Source organism: Flavobacterium phragmitis, assembly GCF_900112575.1.
In the GTDB taxonomy this organism is placed as follows: Bacteria; Bacteroidota; Bacteroidia; order Flavobacteriales; family Flavobacteriaceae; genus Flavobacterium; species Flavobacterium phragmitis.
Map to the genome: position 1 here is coordinate 108,480 of NZ_FOMH01000011.1, position 17,172 is coordinate 125,651.

At 30.0% G+C, this 17,172-nt stretch carries 15 protein-coding genes; all 15 read right to left on the reverse strand.

The annotated features are described in order from the left end of the window. The 15 genes from BM289_RS19035 to BM289_RS19105 all read right to left on the reverse strand — a co-directional run bounded on the left by BM289_RS19035 (position 1) and on the right by BM289_RS19105 (position 17,081). Complete coding sequence (locus tag BM289_RS19035; protein ID WP_091496509.1) at positions 1–1,395, reverse strand: sugar transferase; 1,395 nt, start codon at positions 1,393–1,395, stop codon at positions 1–3. Between the two features lie 58 nt (positions 1,396–1,453). Beyond that, positions 1,454–2,803, reverse strand: a complete 1,350-nt coding sequence (locus tag BM289_RS19040; RefSeq protein WP_244165416.1) for an O-antigen ligase family protein — start codon at positions 2,801–2,803, stop codon at positions 1,454–1,456. Continuing rightward, positions 2,800–3,879, reverse strand: a complete 1,080-nt coding sequence (locus tag BM289_RS19045; protein ID WP_091496513.1) for a glycosyltransferase — start codon at positions 3,877–3,879, stop codon at positions 2,800–2,802. The genes BM289_RS19040 and BM289_RS19045 overlap by 4 nt, the downstream gene beginning before the upstream one ends. Further along, positions 3,876–4,991, reverse strand: coding sequence for a glycosyltransferase (locus tag BM289_RS19050; RefSeq protein WP_091496514.1), 1,116 nt, complete (start codon positions 4,989–4,991; stop codon positions 3,876–3,878). Before BM289_RS19050 ends, BM289_RS19045 begins: the two co-directional genes overlap by 4 nt. Before the next feature lie 6 nt (positions 4,992–4,997). Beyond that, positions 4,998–5,996 (reverse strand): hypothetical protein, encoded by a 999-nt coding sequence (locus tag BM289_RS19055; protein ID WP_091496516.1) that lies wholly within the window; start codon positions 5,994–5,996, stop codon positions 4,998–5,000. A gap of 64 nt (positions 5,997–6,060) precedes the next feature. Next, positions 6,061–7,215, reverse strand: a complete 1,155-nt coding sequence (locus BM289_RS19060; RefSeq protein WP_091496518.1) for a glycosyltransferase family 4 protein — start codon at positions 7,213–7,215, stop codon at positions 6,061–6,063. 64 nt (positions 7,216–7,279) lie between these two features. After that, positions 7,280–8,677 carry a glycosyltransferase family protein gene (locus BM289_RS19065; RefSeq protein ID WP_091496520.1) on the reverse strand — a complete coding sequence of 466 codons (1,398 nt, stop codon included), beginning with the start codon at positions 8,675–8,677 and terminating at the stop codon, positions 7,280–7,282. Continuing rightward, complete coding sequence (locus tag BM289_RS19070; RefSeq protein ID WP_091496522.1) at positions 8,677–9,558, reverse strand: hypothetical protein; 882 nt, start codon at positions 9,556–9,558, stop codon at positions 8,677–8,679. Before BM289_RS19070 ends, BM289_RS19065 begins: the two co-directional genes overlap by 1 nt. Beyond that, the gene (locus tag BM289_RS19075; protein ID WP_091496524.1) at positions 9,558–10,991 is read right to left on the reverse strand and encodes an MBOAT family O-acyltransferase; all 1,434 of its coding nucleotides are present in this window, start codon (positions 10,989–10,991) and stop codon (positions 9,558–9,560) included. The genes BM289_RS19070 and BM289_RS19075 overlap by 1 nt, the downstream gene beginning before the upstream one ends. 34 nt (positions 10,992–11,025) lie before the next feature. Continuing rightward, complete coding sequence (gene neuC / locus BM289_RS19080) at positions 11,026–12,159, reverse strand: UDP-N-acetylglucosamine 2-epimerase (protein ID WP_091496526.1); 1,134 nt, start codon at positions 12,157–12,159, stop codon at positions 11,026–11,028. Then, positions 12,152–13,192, reverse strand: a complete 1,041-nt coding sequence (neuB, locus tag BM289_RS19085; protein WP_091496528.1) for an N-acetylneuraminate synthase — start codon at positions 13,190–13,192, stop codon at positions 12,152–12,154. Before neuB ends, neuC begins: the two co-directional genes overlap by 8 nt. A 23-nt stretch (positions 13,193–13,215) precedes the next feature. Beyond that, positions 13,216–13,875 (reverse strand): acylneuraminate cytidylyltransferase family protein, encoded by a 660-nt coding sequence (locus BM289_RS19090; protein WP_091496530.1) that lies wholly within the window; start codon positions 13,873–13,875, stop codon positions 13,216–13,218. A gap of 8 nt (positions 13,876–13,883) precedes the next feature. Further along, the gene (locus BM289_RS19095) at positions 13,884–14,945 is read right to left on the reverse strand and encodes an acyltransferase family protein (RefSeq protein ID WP_091496532.1); all 1,062 of its coding nucleotides are present in this window, start codon (positions 14,943–14,945) and stop codon (positions 13,884–13,886) included. Then, positions 14,942–16,054, reverse strand: coding sequence for a glycosyltransferase family 4 protein (locus tag BM289_RS19100; protein WP_091496534.1), 1,113 nt, complete (start codon positions 16,052–16,054; stop codon positions 14,942–14,944). Before BM289_RS19100 ends, BM289_RS19095 begins: the two co-directional genes overlap by 4 nt. A gap of 4 nt (positions 16,055–16,058) precedes the next feature. Continuing rightward, positions 16,059–17,081, reverse strand: coding sequence for a glycosyltransferase family A protein (locus BM289_RS19105; protein WP_091496535.1), 1,023 nt, complete (start codon positions 17,079–17,081; stop codon positions 16,059–16,061). Positions 17,082–17,172: the final 91 nt, after the last annotated feature.

Here is a 17,172-nt window from a genome sequence, read left to right on the forward strand (position 1 = left end):
TTACTGACCTCGGTAGAATAAAACTGTCGTAATAGTTTTAAACGTAATACTTAAATCCAGAAAAACGCTTCTGTGTTTAATATAGTATAAGTCATATTGAAGTTTGATCAAACTTTCATCGATGGATTCTCCGTATGAATAATTTACTTGCGCCCATCCAGTAAGTCCAGGCTTAACAACATGGCGTGTTTCATAAAAAGGCATTACTGCGGCGATTTCTTCCACAAAAAAAGGTCTTTCCGGTCTTGGCCCAATAACGGCCATATCCCCTTTTAAAACATTAATAAACTGAGGCAATTCATCAATTCTTGATTTTCTCATGAACTTACCAAAAGGAGTCACTCTTTTATCATCATGAGTTGCAAAAACAGCTCCGTTAGCTTCAGAATTTGCAGTCATGGTTCTAAACTTATAAATCTTAAAAACAACTCCGTTTTTACCTACTCTTTCCTGTGTATAAAAAAGACTCCCTTTATTGGCGAAGAAATTACCTATCGCAATTATCGGAATAAAAATGCCACAAAATACAAGTCCTACAAAAGAAAAGAAAAACTCCATTACTCGAATCAATAGCAAGTATAATCTGTTACTATTACTTCTACTAAAAGGGAAAAAACGATAAAAATCTCTCCCGATATAGTGCACTGGAATTCTCTGGATTTTATTCTCGTATACCTGTGTATATTCGCGAATTACATTTCCGTTTTCTAATAAGTGAAGTAATTGTTGGTACAAAGTGGCTGTAATACCGTCTGTTTTTTGTGATGCTATAACAATCTCAGAGACATTATTTTGGGTTACAAATGATTCTAAGTCCTCCTTTTTAACTTCTCTCACATAATGAAAGTCAAAATTTTCTATAGAATCTGTATCTGAATTCACAAAACCAATTATTCTATAATGAGGATCGACATTTTCCAGTCCTGTAACCAATTCTTCAACTTCATTTTGGTCACAAATCAAAACTACATTCTGTGAGAAACGATGCGAAGCAAGGAAATAGACATAAAATAAACGCCAAAGCAATAATGAACTTAAAACTGCAAAATAAAAAATAACAATAGCCAATCGCTGTTTAGGAAGTTCAGGAGATAAAACCGGTGTTAAGAGATATACAGTTACAGCCGTAATTGAAGTAAGAACAACACTTCGTAGAACTTGAAAGTGATTACTGGCGATCTGAAGATCATACATTTCGAAAATAGTTCCAAAGATAAAAACATAACCAATCAATAAAAATGACTTTAAGTATTTACCATTTTCTAAATCATAATATTGGTAGTCGAAAAGTAAGCTGAGTAAAAGCAGAGCACTTAATATAAATGTCGCATCAAAAAGAGAAAGCAGAACTTTTCTTTCTGAAATTTCGAAATGCATTTTTCTTTTTAAAAACATTTTAAAGTTTGTTAGGGGCTTAAACTTGAGGCAAATGTATTATAAAAAAAGAACTTACCTAATGGAGGGATTCTGTTTTTTGAGGATTTTTTATTTGAACAGAAAGAAGACATAAACTATAAATAAATGCAGGTGCAGCTATTCTCATTGCCGCATGATTTATGGTAAGCAGCCAAAAAACAAAGAAAGATAAAAAATACAAATGCTGTCGATTATTAATGTATAGCACAAAAGGAGTTACGAAAAGTATCAGCAGTCCAAAAATTCCAAACAAACCATGCTCACTTATCATTCTTGTAATCTCATTATGGGAAGCTACCTCTTGTGCCAAAGCATCTTTTCGTAATTCTTTTCCCATACCTGCACCTACACCCGTAATTGGATTTTCTAAGAACAATTTATAATCTGCACCAATAATTGCTTCTCTCCCTCCTAAACGATCCCCTTTTTCTCTTCCTCTAGCATCCTTATTAGCATATCGTTTTTCAATTAGCCCTCTTGTCTGCATAGAAGTATACCCCCAAATTGCAAGTGAAGCTAAAAACAACAAACCTAGTACTATACCAACTTTAGCTTTTCCGGCAGAGTTCGAAAAATAATACAGTATAAATATTAAACACACAATCATTACCACACCTGTAATTACTCCACCTCTAGAAAAAGTCGCAAGTCCCCGATAACTTACAAAAACAAAAATAATTCCATTAATAAAGATCATTTTTTTTGATTTTGGAAACAGAACCATTTGAGAAAAAAAAATAAACATTCCCAGTCCTAAAATAGTAGAAACTTGATTAGGTCCAAAACCTCCTGAGGTTTCGAAATTGGATTGAGTCCCAGTAACCACATCTTTAATACTTGGATTAAAAATGAAAAGATACATCACAGTAGAAATTATTGGCAATCCCATAATCATTAAAATTTTTTGCACATCTGTAAGCAAAATTTTTCTTTTATACATATAAAAAGAAGCAATTCCTAGACAAAGTGGTCCGGACAAATTAAATACTAAAGCTTTCTTTAAATCTGTATCAAAATTGATTTCGACAGTATCAGTTGCTACCAAGATACCAGGAATTAATAACAATAAAAATAATCCATAAATTAATGAACTTACCGCAAAATTTCTATACAGCATTCCTAAGAACATAAATATGATCACACACATTTTTACAAACTCATTATTCAAATTCCCTCCTGTCATCCTCAAAAAAACCTCAACGCCTACCAAATAAGCTGATACTAGAATAACCTCATGATTTCGGTTTTTATTACGAACAACTATATAAAAACCAACTAAAGGAATTACCAGTGCATAAATTTTCGACAAAAATGGCATCGCAAACATTATAAAAGCAATTATAATATGGATAATAATTAGATATATATAGGAGATTCCTTGTTTCACAGTCTTATTTTTTTATATTCCATTATTAGTCTTTCAATCACAATTTCTTTAGAATAGTTTTCTTTAACAAATACATTAAAATTAATTGATATTTTTTCTCTAAAAGATTCATTACTAATAATTTTTTGCAATTGTTTTTTTAACTCCAAATCACTTTGTGGATCAAACAATAATCCATTAAAGTCATTTTGAATAATTTCAGAGCAAAAACCTGCGTTAGTTGAAATAACTGCCAGCCTACTTCTAGCGTATTCTAGTAATGTTACTGGAAATCCTTCGTTGGTAGAAGCTAGAATACCTACCGAAGATTGAGACAATATGTTATCAATATCATTTCTTTCTCCATACAAATGTATATGATTTTCTAAAAGATTTAATTTTATAAATTCTTTTAATTCTTTAGAATAGAAATCAAAATAGTCTTTTCCTATTAAGTGAAGACTCCAGTCCAAATCTTGCAATTTTAAGTCAAAATAAGCTTTGATTACTATAATATGATTCTTCGGTTTTTTTAGGTTTGCTAAAATAACAATTCGTTTTCCTTCTTTTCCTTTTAAGTTCGTTATTTGCTTTTTTTCTCTGGTGTCACTTGTAAAGTTTGGAATAAAAATCACTTTTTTACAAAGTAAATTTCTTTCATTCCACTCTTTCAATTGATTATTTACGACGAAAATTGTAGAAAAAAAAAGAGAAAAGAGAAATAACACCTTATTCTCTTTTAATGATTCTTCTACGCGTGTTCCATAATGATCATGCCATATAATTTTAACCTTTACTAAAGTTAATTTAACCAAAACCGCAATGAAAAAGGAAGAACTGTGTGCATGAAGAATATCAACTTTATTGTCAACTATATATTTTCTTAGCTTAAAAATAGCTTTTAAATCTATTCTTTGGGTTTTATGTAAACATAAGAATGATACATCTTTTCCTATTTGGTTCAAAAGCGCTCCTTCTTTTCTAGTTGCTATCAAACCAGAGAAAGTTAATTCATTAGATAATGCATTTGCGTAATTTACTGCCATTCGTTCTGCTCCACCTACCTCTAAAGAATCAATCAATTGTAATACTCTCATTTTACCAACAACTTTGTAATTTCAGATTCAAAGATCTCTTCGGTATAATTTTGAGACCAATCAATAGCCAATTTACTTGTTTTTGAGAACTTTTCTTCGTCAAAAAAAACTTCTATTTTAGAAACATCATTTTTTAAATCCATGTCAATTAACACTCCTCTTTCTCCATAATCAAGCATATAAGGTAAACATGAAACCTTTGTTGCTATTGGAATACATCCCCAAAACATTCCTTCAGCAATCGCTTTTGGCCACCCTTCACTTTTAGAAGGTAATATAACGAAATGACTCTTTTTATAAAATTGCTTAAGAATATCTTTGTTTTGGTTCCCATGCAAAAAAACAAACTCTTCAAGCTGATTCTTTTTTATGTAATTTTCCAAACTCGCTCGTTCAATTCCTTCTCCAAAAATATGAAGCAACACTTTATTGTCATTTTTAATTAATTGCTCAACTAGTTTTACTGCATACATTGGATTTTTGCCTCGAACCAAAGTTCCAACAAAAATAAAAGTCTTTTCTATACTATTATTATCTTTCTTTACAGCTTCTTTTTCATTATCCGAATAAGTTGCAGTAAAAAAAGACTTAATGTTTTTTGACTGATTTTCCCATTCTCCATAAACCAAAACCTGCATATTTCTAGTTAAAAATGTATTGTTTAAAATCCACTTTTGCATTCTGTAAGTCAAAGGCTGTTTGCTCTTTGGATCCCAATTTCCAGCATATTTTACGGTCTTTTTCTTAGAAGGAAAAAATATTTGCATTATACAACCTAGCAATCCCATATTTCCTGGACATCGTAAGTGAATATGATCTGATTTTTTCATAGCTAAAAATATCTTCCAAAAAATTACTGGCAATTTAAAAAGTGACTTAAAACTATTTCCTATATCTAGAAAATTAAAATTTGGAACTTTCCAAAAGTCAATATCGTGATTTCCATATTCTATATCAATTGCTGTTGGATCACCTTTAACCAGAGGAGCCACAATTATTGCTTCATCAACATTTTTTAACCAGATGTTCATTTCGCGAATATAGGGGGCATAACCAAAATACTGGTTATCTCTTTTTAAATGAATTACGTGTGTAATAACGGTAAATTTCATCAATCTCTATAATTTCGTAATAAATAGTATTCTCTTTATGTAATTTTTAGGATGTAATTTTAGATTGCTCCAAATAAAATTATTCTGTCCCATTTCAAGATATTTTTTTTCGCTAAGCAGATTTTCTATTTTTTCTGGCAATTCATTATATGCATTTCTCGTACTTAGTTTTTCATAGTGCACGTGTTCATCAAATTCTTCGATAGTAACATTTAAAGGAGTTGACACTATAGATTTTCCAAACAATAAATACTCTCCAATTTTCCATCCTGGAGTATCTTTTAATCCATCGTCTGCAATACCGATATCTGCTTTAAGCAATGAACTAAAGTATTCTTTTTTTGATGTTTTTTTTAAATCCAGCAACAAGTCTGGAGCTATTTTTTGTGACAAAGAATCTGGAAATATTCCAACAGAAGAGTTTTTAAAATTGTTTTTTATAATTCGACAAGCTTCTATACGAAATTCATTCTGAATCTCCCTTCTCTCTTTTTCTTTAAAATCAGAATTATTTTTTGGATCCCATAATCTTGTATGGAAAATTATTCTTCCATTGTTGTCATTTACTTTCTCAGGGAAATATCTTATATCCATCGCTCTATGCGACAAATTAGTTCCAATATTAAAGTAATCTATTCCTCTTATAACTTCTGTTCTATTTCTATTGTCGATAAGACTTTTAAAATTAATCTTTAATAAGAGACTTAACGATTTGTACGAAAAATTGACTTGAAAATTAAGTGGATATACATTTTCTATATAATCTGCTTGCCGCAAAGATCTTTTAAAATAAAAATCATATTTTTTTGGATCATCGATAAATAGAATGCTATCAGAATAATCAAAAAAAATCCTTCCTTCACTTACATGGAGAACCGCTCCAGCATTCATAATCTTATTACTAAAAACAATATTGAAATCTAAATTATTCTCTTCACAATAAAATAAAACCGAATAAATCAGCATATTATGATGAGAAGACCAGCTAGGCAATTCAAGTATCATTCAAGTATTTTTTTATGTAATATGTCCAAGACAAAGTTTTTTTATGATTTCGTTCTGCTATTCTCTATTTGTTTTTTATACTATTAAAATAAAAGTCAATGTTTTGGCTCACAATTTTATCTAATCCATATTTTCTACATACAAAATCACGTGCATTTTTGCCTATATTTTTTGCATTCTCTTCGTTAGAAAGCACCCAAATGATTTTTTCTGCTATATCATTAGGATCATGTGGATTACATAACAATCCTGTTTTATAATCTTCTATCGTTTCCGGACCTGGTCCTAATTTTGTAAAAACAACCACTTTTTCCATTGCCATGGCTTCAGGAGCTACTAAACCCTGTGTTTCCATATGAGATGGAAATACACAAACTGCCGCCTGAGAATATGCTTTTGGTATCTCATCATATGAAACATTACCATGAAAAAAAATGTCTTTTGCAAATATCCCCAAATGCGGAATTTCTTTTTCTTTAAGCATTTTAATATAGGAACTTCCGTCTGAAAAAAACCAATCTCTTCCATAAATTTCAAGAGTAGCATCTGGGAACTCCTTTTTTATAAAAGGAAAAGATTGAATTAATTGGCGTATACCTTTTTTTTCGCAGACTGTTCCAGCAAAAACAATTCTGTTTTTGTATTCTTTTATACTTTCTTTCGGTGCAAAAAAAACGGTATTGACGGGATAATTTATATAAGACAAAGGCTTGTTGTTAAAGCTTAGATATTTTTCTGTATGGCTTTTCACATAATTCGAAACAGCAATAAATCCATCTGCTTTTTTGAAAGATTTTTTTTCCTGAAATCCTTTCCATATATTAATCTTTCTTTGTTCGCTTTCAGCAAAAAAATGATGACCGCCATGAAGTCTTATAATGTATTTCGTATTTTTAATTTTAGCTATAAAAGCAAGTCCCAACTCAGATGTTTCAATAATATTTATTGGATCTTTTTTATTAATTTCTTTTATTTCTTTATTGATTGCTCTTGAATTAAAATACCAAGAAAAACCTTTTGCACCGCTTCTCTTCAATCGATAAACATATACACCATTTAGAACTTCTCTTTCATTTTCTGCAATATAATTAATCCCAATAACCGATACTTTAACATCATTTTTGACCAGTTCTTCAGCCATTGTTTTGACAAAAGTACCAATTCCTCCATGAGGAAAACCTTTTTTAGGATATTCATTTGTTAAGAAACAGATATGCATTTATTTATTTTTTATAAACCATCAACAGTCACAAAAACTTAATTATAACTTAGTGAGCAAGCTATTATTTTTTGATAATTTTATTTAATAACTCTAAAATATTATTAGTGGCACAGTTATCTTCTGATCCAATAACAACATTTGACCATTGTTTTAGGCTTTCAATAGAATTACAGCCTTTTTTATATATGATTTTATCTATAATTTCTTCCTTACTATTGAGCCATATAACTGCATTTAAGTCTGACATGCTTTTAAAATGCTGAAATTGGTAAATAGTATTTACTGACCAATTTTCGTTCTTTTTATTACTTTGATCATAATTAATAAAAACACAAGGTTTATTAAACTTTCCAAAATCAAAAGCCATGGTAGATCCTACATTCACTACTATATCTGAATAAAATACAGTACTTACTAATAATTTAACATCATCCATAGTTGGATAAACTGCACTCCACTCTTTCGATTTATTAAAATACCATAAAGGCGGTGCTTCTTTAATAAGATCTTTAAATTCTTCAACCACTTTATCATATCTTCCAGAAAAATCAACAGGGCATCTTCTAAATAATATTTGATATTGGTTTTGTAAACCTGCACTAACAATTTCTTGTGCAATATCTTTCAAATAATCTGGATCATCAGGAGATGTTTTTACATCATCACCAGAAAAGCATATTATTTTTTTATTTTGATCTAGATTATAATTTTTATAAAAAAAATCTTTTTCTAGTATATTTTCTTGATCATCATAAAATTCAAACTGAGGAGTTCCTGTAACATGAATATTTTCTTCTCGAATTTCAGGATAAAAAAGATTTAGCTCTTTTTTCATGTGTTCTGACCATAAAAGATAACTATCGGCCTTCAAAGCCATACGGGCCTTAGGCAGATTGTCCCAAGAGTAGATTACTGTTGTGGTAGGAATCCCTAAATCGGCTGCTGCCCTAAAAATAGTTGCCGCTTTTAAAGCTCTCTGATGAGAACAAAACAAAAGAGAAGGCTGTACTTCTTTTAAAATACTTTTGACTTCTTTATAAAAATCATTTTCACGTAGCGCTTCCTGATATTTTTTTTCTAATTTTAAAATACTGGAATATTTTTTAAATCGTGGCGCTAGGAATTCAATGAGTTTATAAAATATTTTTTTGGACATCGATTTATGATTCCAATTCCAGTTGGTTAATAGCGTTGGATTATTAATTATCGAATTATTATAATATAATCTCGAAAGACAGATTAATTCTCGCAGAAATTTTTCTTTTATAGATTCTTTGTATTCAGGAATCGAAATGTCTTCATCTATTACGGTATTTTTCCCGATTTCTTTTATTGTTTCCAAGTCAAAATTATGAAATAGGACTAAATCCTTATCCAAATCCTGAAACGTATTTGAATAGAGATAATTTCGAATTCCTACTCCATCTGGAAACAATAATAACAGCTTTTCTTTTTTCATTATTTCTTAAAAAAGTCTTCTAGTATTCTGGCTGTGAATTTTTTTGATCCCGCATCACTCATATGCCCGCATGACGAAAAATATTTATCTTCTACAACTACATTCTCATAGTTATAAATCTCTGGATATATTTTCTTTACTTTCTGAAAATAATTCATTCCAACAGTATTTTCACAAATAGGAGTCATGACTGGAATAAAATTGATATGATGTTTTTTACAAATAGTTCTAATCTCTTCGTAATACTTGTTACGGTTTAACGGATTCAAATTGACAATATTATTTTTCATATTGCCATTTTTATGCTTCTCAAGAGGGAAATAACCTAAATTATCTTGTGCATTCGTTTTTTTACCAGCAGTAATGAAAAAAATTTCTCTAAATCCAATTTTACTGTCATATTTGATATATCTATAAAAAGGAATATAATAAAGCTCATTAAAATCTGATTCATGAGAAAAATGATCTTTTATAATTTCTGAATTATGAATATATGGTAAAAATCTTGCTGAAATTCCTTCGGCTTGATGATCATTTGAAAGATTTAGATCAGCTTCAAGAATAACATTTTTTATTTCATATTTTCGTTCTATCATTAGCTTTAACATTAAAGAAGCTTCGAATAAATGTCCTCCGCTCATTCCATAATTAAATGCTTTTAATCCTCTGTCTTCAAACATTTGAGCTACAAAATGATTATTTGCTCTTGAAGATCCCAGAATAACAACATCATACTTTTGTGCCTTAGAATTGAAAACTTTTTCAATTTTTCCTCTGTTATTAGAATGCATAAAAACGTAAGTATACAAACCATCCAACAGAAAAGCAATTAAAACAGTTACTAAAACAATTTTTGCCGTATAAATTAAAAATCTCTTCATTAGAATTGGAAGTATATAAATTCTTTGTAATCTGAAAAAGTTCCAAACGCCATTATTGCTAAAATTGCTAAAGCTGTTTTCAACATGCTCATTTTCCCTGAAAGCGGTTCTACTTTAGTACGATTATTCCATTCTATCAAAACAAATACTCCAATCATTAACAATAATTCATAACTATAGCGCTCATTGTCGAGGTACTGAAAACTAAAGTCTTTATTGGTTACAATGCGTTTTAAATACAAAACTGCATCGGTTATCGTTCTAGCTCTAAAGAAAACCCATGCTATGCAGGTTAAAAGAAATGTATACCATATACTGCTAAACACCTTAATCGAATCAAAATTAAATTTCAACTGAATTGCATCCATATTGTTTCGATTGCTGTTTGATAAAAGTAATGGCAGAAAGTAGACAGCATTTATAAATCCCCAAGCAATGTAAGTCCAATTGGCTCCATGCCAAAAACCACTGACTACAAAAATGATAAAGGTATTTCTAATTTTCATCCATAATCCGCCTTTGCTTCCTCCCAATGGTATATACAAATAGTCTCTAAACCATGATGAAAGTGAGATATGCCAGCGGCGCCAAAACTCGGCTATGTCTCTTGAAAAATAAGGATAATTAAAGTTTCGCAATAAATCTAATCCAAACAATTTTGAAACTCCTAAAGCAATATCTGAATATCCAGAAAAATCTCCATAAATCTGAAAAGCAAAATAAATAGCTCCCAAAATAAGCGAGAAGGAATTCATTGAAGTATAGTTATCAAAAATGGCATTAGCATAAGGTGCGCAGGTATCTGCGATAACAACTTTTTTTACTAATCCCCAGACGATTTGGTAAACACCTTCTTTTGCAGTTTGAAAATTAAATTCTCTTTTAACTTTTACTTGCGGTAATAAATGTGTTGCTCTTTCTATTGGTCCAGCAACTAAAAGGGGGAAATAACTAACAAATAGAGAATAATCTACAAAATTGTATTCGGCTTTTATACGTTTATAATAGATATCAATTACGTAGGATAAGCCGTGAAAAGTATAGAATGAAATTCCAACTGGAAGAATAACATTCAACAAAATCGGACTTGCTTTAAATCCCGCTGAAGTTAATAATTCGGCAAACGAAGAGGCAAAGAAATTATAGTATTTAAATAATCCTAAAAAACCAAGATTTACCAAAATACTAAGCCAAAACCAAAATTTCCTGCTTTTTTCTGATTTGCCTTTTTCTATCTGAATTCCTGTGTAATAATCTAGAAAAGTTGAAAAAACTAACAAAAAGAGAAATCTCCAATCCCAGCAAGAATAGAAATAATAACTGGCAATAATCAACAAAGCATTTTGTGTGCTTTTGTTTTTATTAAAAACAAACCAATACAAAAAGAAAACTATTGGCAGAAAAATAGCAAAAGCTATAGAGTTAAAAAACATAAATATTGTAAAGTAGTATTGATGAAATCAGCTATTATATATCTCTAAATTGTTTTTGGTGATTGAGCTGCCAAATATCGTTTTTCTTTAATGATTGTAAAAATAATTCGCTACTGTTTCCTGTTCCAAAATCATTCTTTGAAACATTGATTTTATGCGAATCTATTTTTGAAAGAGCATCAGATATATTTTCTTTTGAATAATCAACATTAATAATATCGGCATGAACCGTTCTGTTTTGTTGACGTGTTCCAATATTTATAATTGGAATTCCGTAATACGGAGCTTCTCTAATTCCTGCACTGCTATTACCAATAATAAATTGACTATTTTTTAATAATGTTAGAAAATATTCAAATCTAAGCGAAGGAAAAATTCTAAATCTATCATTATCTTCCAATCTTTTAAATTCATTAAGAATATATTGACTTCCTAAATCATTGTTTGGATAAATAACAATATAATTATGATTGTCTTTTAACAACGAATCAACAAAATCGGCGACATATTTTTTCATCAAAGCAAACTCAGTCGTTACTGGATGAAACATTACAACTGCATATTTTTCGAATGAAATTCCATAATATTTTTTTGCTGTTTCCAAAGAAGGCAGATTTTCTGAAAACATGATATCTATATCAGGAGAACCAATTGTAAAGATAGATTCTTTTACTTCTCCCATTTGAAGCAGTCTTTTTGCAGCTTCTTTATTTGAAACAAAATGAATATGGCTTAATTTACTTACACTATGACGAATAAGTTCATCGACTGTTCCAGAAATTTCACCTCCTTCAATGTGAGCTACCAAAATATTATTTAAAGATCCTACAATAGCTCCCGCCAAAGTTTCAACTCGGTCACCATGTACGACAATTAAATCTGGGTTTATTTTTTTACAATAATTAGATAATCCTTCAATGGTTTTTGCCAACGTCAAATCCATAGTAGTTTCATCTGTATGATTTTCAAATGTAAAAACGTTTTTAAAATTACAACGTTCAATTTCGATTAATGTATAACCATACACTTCTTGAAGATGCATTCCTGTAACAAAAACAAAAGCCTCAAATTCCTCCTCTTTTTCCAGAGTTTGAATCAACGATTTTATTTTGCCAAAATCTGCACGTGTTCCTGTTAAAAAAAGAATTTTTCTGGCAGAATTACTCAAAATCAGTAAAATCTAATTGTTCGTCATTTTCAATATCCCTTGATGCAGTTTTACCAATTAAATCGTTAAAATGTTCTGCTAAAATTTTACCGGTCCCTGGTCTTTTTACCCAAATATTTTCTTTAGATAAATTTTCTCCTTTTTTAATTGACTTGATACTACATACAGTTGCAAAAGCAAAATCAATAGTTACTTGTTCTTCAGGAGCAGGTTTTTTAGTACCTCCACGCATTAAAGCAATTTCTGCACTTGATACAATAAGTTCTGCACATGCTTTTTCATCCATGCTACACACAATATCTGGTCCTTGTCTTTGCATATGATCTGTGAAGTGCCTTTCTACAATACTTGCACCAAGAGCAACAGCTCCTAAACAAGCATTATTGTTTAAGGTATGATCACTTAAACCAAATACTTTATCGGGAAAAGCTTTTTGCAATTCTGCCATTGCTCCAAAACGCACTAAGTTAATTGGAGTTGGATAGAGATTTGTAGTATGCAGCAAAGCAACAGGAACATTATGTTTATCAAAAATGGCAACTGCTTTTTGAATACTTTCAATTGTATTCATTCCGGTACTCAATATTACTGGTTTCCCGAAAGATGCTATATGTTCCAGTAAAGGATAGTTATTACATTCTCCCGAACCAATTTTATAAGCTGGAACATCAAACTTATTTAATCTCTCTGCTGCCGCTCTTGAAAAGGGGGTAGAAACAAAGATCATTCCCTTACTTTCTACATAATTTTTTAATTCCAGTTCTTCTTTTTCACTTAAAGAACATCTTTCCATAATTTCGTAGATAGAAACATCTGCATTTCCTGGAATTACTTTTTTAGCAGCTCCCGACATTTCATCTTCAACAATATGAGTTTGGTGTTTTACAATCTCTACTCCTGCTCTAAAAGCGGCATCAACCATTTCTTTTGCAACTTCTAAAGAGCCTTCGTGATTAATACCAATTTCAGCAATTACTAAAGGCGGAAAATCAAGCCCGATTTTACGACCTGCGATTTCAATATGTGGATTCATTAAATTCTTGAATTTGGGGGTTTTTATTTCTTATGATACAGATATCTTGCGTAATCTAAATCGTCTGGATTATCGATATCAACTTGCGCAAAAATATGATTTACTTCGAAAGGAAAAGCATTTTCTGAAATAATTATATTTTCATGAATTAAATCAGCTTTTGTGATGTACAATAAACCATTTTCTGAGAAAAGCGGTTCTAAGTCTTGACTTCTCTGGCCAATTGCATAATTAAAAGGTTCAAATCTATTGTTTTTTATCTTTCCAAATTTTTGATGATTTCTAGAAACTGTAAACAAACTATCAAAATTATTGTCTTTAAACATTTTAAAAGCATCTTTGAGCAGTTCTTTTGGACGAAACGGATTCGTTGCTTGCAATAAAACTACATTTCCTACATTAGATTCAATTGATTCCAAAACATGTTTTAAAGCAGTAACTGTAGGTTCTAAATCTCCTGAAATTGAATCTGGTCTATCGATAACTTTAGCATCAAATTGAAGTGCAATTTTTTTTATATCCAAATTATCAGTAGAAACATAAACCTCATCAATAATATCTTTATTTTCCTGCGCATATAATATTGAATGAACAAGTAATGGAAGTTCTCCCAAAAACTGAATATTCTTTTCAGGCAAACGCTTAGAGCCTCCACGAGCCGGAATTATGGCAATTGTTTTCATTTCTTCTTTTATAAATTTGAATTGCTTAACACAGAAGTTGTTCTTTGTTTTGCCCTAATTTTTTCCTGAATTGGTTTTTCGATATAAATATAACATAATGCGGCTACAAGAATTAAAATTATTAATCTTAAAAAAAATACAATCGTTGGATCAGTTATATGGAAATATTTATTTACGCTATAAGCACTGAATAGTGAAAAAATAGGAACTTGAAGTATATATATACCGTAACTTATTTCTCCTAAGAAAACAAAGCTTTTCATTTTAAAAGTTTTTGTTATAATTCCGGTATTTAAAGAAATTAAAATTATCAGAGGAATAAAGAGAACTGCTAGCAAACCATTGTGAAAATTTATTGGAAGCTTTAAAGCGAAAAAAAGTATTATACTTAATATAAAAATAGGTATATCGTAATTTCCTATCCTGTGCCAAATTTTACGGACAAAAATAAATCCTGCCAAATTTCCAATCAAAAATTCATTTAAGTGCATGATAGGAGAATACATTAAAAAATCTTTAAAATTGCTTATGTCATTGTAAACAGGAAAAAGCGCTAGAAATATAATTTGACTTAAAATCCAAAATCCAATAATGATTAGATATATTTTTTCTATTCTCTCTTTTTTAAAAAATCTATTAAATACAAAAGGAAAAATAAGGTAAAAGATTAACTCTACAGATAACGACCAACCAGGAGGATTAAATATAAGAACATATCCAGGTATCCATGCCTGAATCATAAAGAGACTTAAAATTAGTCCTAGTAAATCAAAATTTTTTATGCGAATTTGGAGAAAAAGGACAAGAAGTATAGCAAAAAAATATAATGGATAAATTCGTGAGAATCTATTTCTAAAATACTCTTTTGCACAAATAAAAGATTTATTTCCGTATGCCAGCATCATCACAAACCCCGACAATATAAAAAAATAGCTTACACAAACATCTGCATTAAAAAATAGAGATTTAACAATAGTATTGTTAAACAAAAAACTCTTTTTCCCAAAATGAAAAATTACAATTGAAATGGCAGCTAAGAACCTCGTAAATGTTAATTGTTCAATTTTCATTCTTTGTTCTTTTGTAAACGAAATTTTGCTTCTTCTATAATCTCATTCATTCCATTTTTCCATGATTCGATAGAGTATAAATCATCCTTTATTTCTAAAACTTCAAACTTTTTTTCTAAAAAATCGTTCATGGCTTCAACCCATTCGGATACAAAATGTGGACTTTCAATTAATCTACCCAGCTTTCCATATTGCAAAACCTCAGGCACTCCTCCTGAAGCCGATGCGATACAATAATTTCCACAGTGCAGAGCTTCAATCAAACTAAGTCCGAAACCTTCCTGCCAAAGGGTAGGAAAAAGATAACAATCAGATGCCTGAAGGTATTGGGGTAAATCATTGTTGGGAATTCTTCCTAAAAAATTCACGCCCTCTCTATCTTCAATTTTATCAGAGCCAATTATAACCAAAAGAATATCTTGTCTATATTCATAAATTTTTTTCCATGCTTCTAAAATAATATGCAACCCTTTTTTTGGTCTGTCTTGCGAGCACCAAACGAAAACTTTTTTATTTTCGAAACCAAATTTTTGTCTTAATCTCTGTCTATCCAAATCAGCTATTTTCTTAAACTTAGTAGTGTCAACACCGTTGTATAGAACCGAAAAATGACATGGCAAAACATTAATTTTTCTTTTATGTTCCTTATAGCTATCATGAGTCAGAACAACTATTTCATTAACTAATTCATAAAATTGCGTTTTGGAATTCATTTTTGTGTAAGGTGAAAAACCGTGATAAAAAAACTGAATATAACAATTGTCTCTGATTCGTTTTGAAATCAAATAATCATGAAGTGGTTTTACCATACCAGAATTATCGACAATTTGAATTATGTATTTTTTTTCTGGAGAAATAATCTTCTGCAAAGCATTTAGATATTCTAATCTTTTTTTGTTAAAAACTCTACTCCGCAATTTTTGAAAAAAAGTAATATCTGCAAAATTATATTTTATTGAATTGTTTTTTTTTTCTGGCTCAGGACAAATGATGTAATCAATTTTATGATCTTTCTCCAGATAATTATTATATAATGTTGTCCAACTTCCCATGCTTGAATAAGGAAGTGGTGATTGAGAAATTAATATGACCTTTATTAAATCATCCATTTTTTCATTTATATTTTAATGCTTCATCCGTTGAAAGTCCTTTGTATCTAATGCAATATCTCCAAATTTTTTTTTGTGTAATGATTCTTGAAAAGATTACGTTTTTGATAAAATATTCAAATTTTGAAGACCTCATGTTTTTCAAAATAATTGCCTTATCTGTTAAATCATTATTTGGACTTAATTCATCTAGAGTTTCTTTCATCCATTGTTCTTCTATATTTCCTAAATGATATGCAAAATTATCTTCTGTAGAGAGTCTCCAAAATCCTTTCTCAATTACTGGAATATCCAATAACTTATTTTCACTATCTCCTCCAAGTGCAAAATTCGAATATTTCAAATTGTTGTTTTCGAAAACTTCTTTTCGGTAAGTAGCAACAAAGTGCCCTGCTCCAACAACAGCTCTAATATTTTTATTTGAAACTGTTAGATACTTTTCGAGGTGTACTTTAGTATAAAAATCTGGATTTCCAATACTTTGCGCGAAAGCCTTTAAGGCTCTAGGATTTTTGACTTTTGAAAAATAAAGTGATTTTGAAAAAAACAAATCAAACCAAATGTTAGATGTATGATTTTTAAGAGAACGTGAAGAAGGAGTTGGACAAACTACGCCTGCTTTGCGAAAATTTTGAAATACCTTATACGTTTCTTTCTGCCAATCATTTAAAAAAAGAACGTCACAATCAGATATTGTTATAAACGAAAAATTATGTCCGGAAATACCTTTTAAAATAGCATTTAGCTTTCCGACATTAGTTGTATGGATAACTTCATGTACTTTGCCATTTTTATGTAATGTATTCAAATAATCAACTACATCTGCATTACTTCCATTATTAACTAAAGTTACAAACGTTTTCGGATGAATTGTCTTTAGCAGAGATTCTAAACAATATTTTAGAATTTGAAAACTTTCTCTAAAATATCCATCCTGACTAGGTATGTAAACAGGAATAATCACCTGATGGAAAAAATCATCCTTTTTTGTATATCTGTCTTTATTTGGATTAAAGCCAATTCTCATTTTAAATATTTGTTTCTAGAATTTCTATATGAGTCTATTACTTTTGTCAATTACAATGTAACCTGAGTTTTATAATGCATTACAAGCTCTG

Excerpts from the sequence above, each read along its gene's own strand:
- BM289_RS19035 (WP_091496509.1), bottom strand. The coding sequence starts at position 1,395 with ATGTTTTTAAAAAGAAAAATGCATTTCGAAATTTCAGAAAGAAAAGTT.
- BM289_RS19045 (WP_091496513.1), bottom strand. The coding sequence starts at position 3,879 with ATGAGAGTATTACAATTGATTGATTCTTTAGAGGTAGGTGGAGCAGAA.
- BM289_RS19050 (WP_091496514.1), bottom strand. The coding sequence starts at position 4,991 with ATGAAATTTACCGTTATTACACACGTAATTCATTTAAAAAGAGATAAC.
- BM289_RS19055 (WP_091496516.1), bottom strand. The coding sequence starts at position 5,996 with ATGATACTTGAATTGCCTAGCTGGTCTTCTCATCATAATATGCTGATT.
- BM289_RS19060 (WP_091496518.1), bottom strand. The coding sequence starts at position 7,215 with ATGCATATCTGTTTCTTAACAAATGAATATCCTAAAAAAGGTTTTCCT.
- BM289_RS19065 (WP_091496520.1), bottom strand. The coding sequence starts at position 8,677 with ATGAAAAAAGAAAAGCTGTTATTATTGTTTCCAGATGGAGTAGGAATT.
- BM289_RS19070 (WP_091496522.1), bottom strand. The coding sequence starts at position 9,558 with ATGAAGAGATTTTTAATTTATACGGCAAAAATTGTTTTAGTAACTGTT.
- BM289_RS19075 (WP_091496524.1), bottom strand. The coding sequence starts at position 10,991 with ATGTTTTTTAACTCTATAGCTTTTGCTATTTTTCTGCCAATAGTTTTC.
- neuB (WP_091496528.1), bottom strand. The coding sequence starts at position 13,192 with ATGAATCCACATATTGAAATCGCAGGTCGTAAAATCGGGCTTGATTTT.
- BM289_RS19090 (WP_091496530.1), bottom strand. The coding sequence starts at position 13,875 with ATGAAAACAATTGCCATAATTCCGGCTCGTGGAGGCTCTAAGCGTTTG.
- BM289_RS19095 (WP_091496532.1), bottom strand. The coding sequence starts at position 14,945 with ATGAAAATTGAACAATTAACATTTACGAGGTTCTTAGCTGCCATTTCA.
- BM289_RS19100 (WP_091496534.1), bottom strand. The coding sequence starts at position 16,054 with ATGGATGATTTAATAAAGGTCATATTAATTTCTCAATCACCACTTCCT.
- BM289_RS19105 (WP_091496535.1), bottom strand. The coding sequence starts at position 17,081 with ATGAGAATTGGCTTTAATCCAAATAAAGACAGATATACAAAAAAGGAT.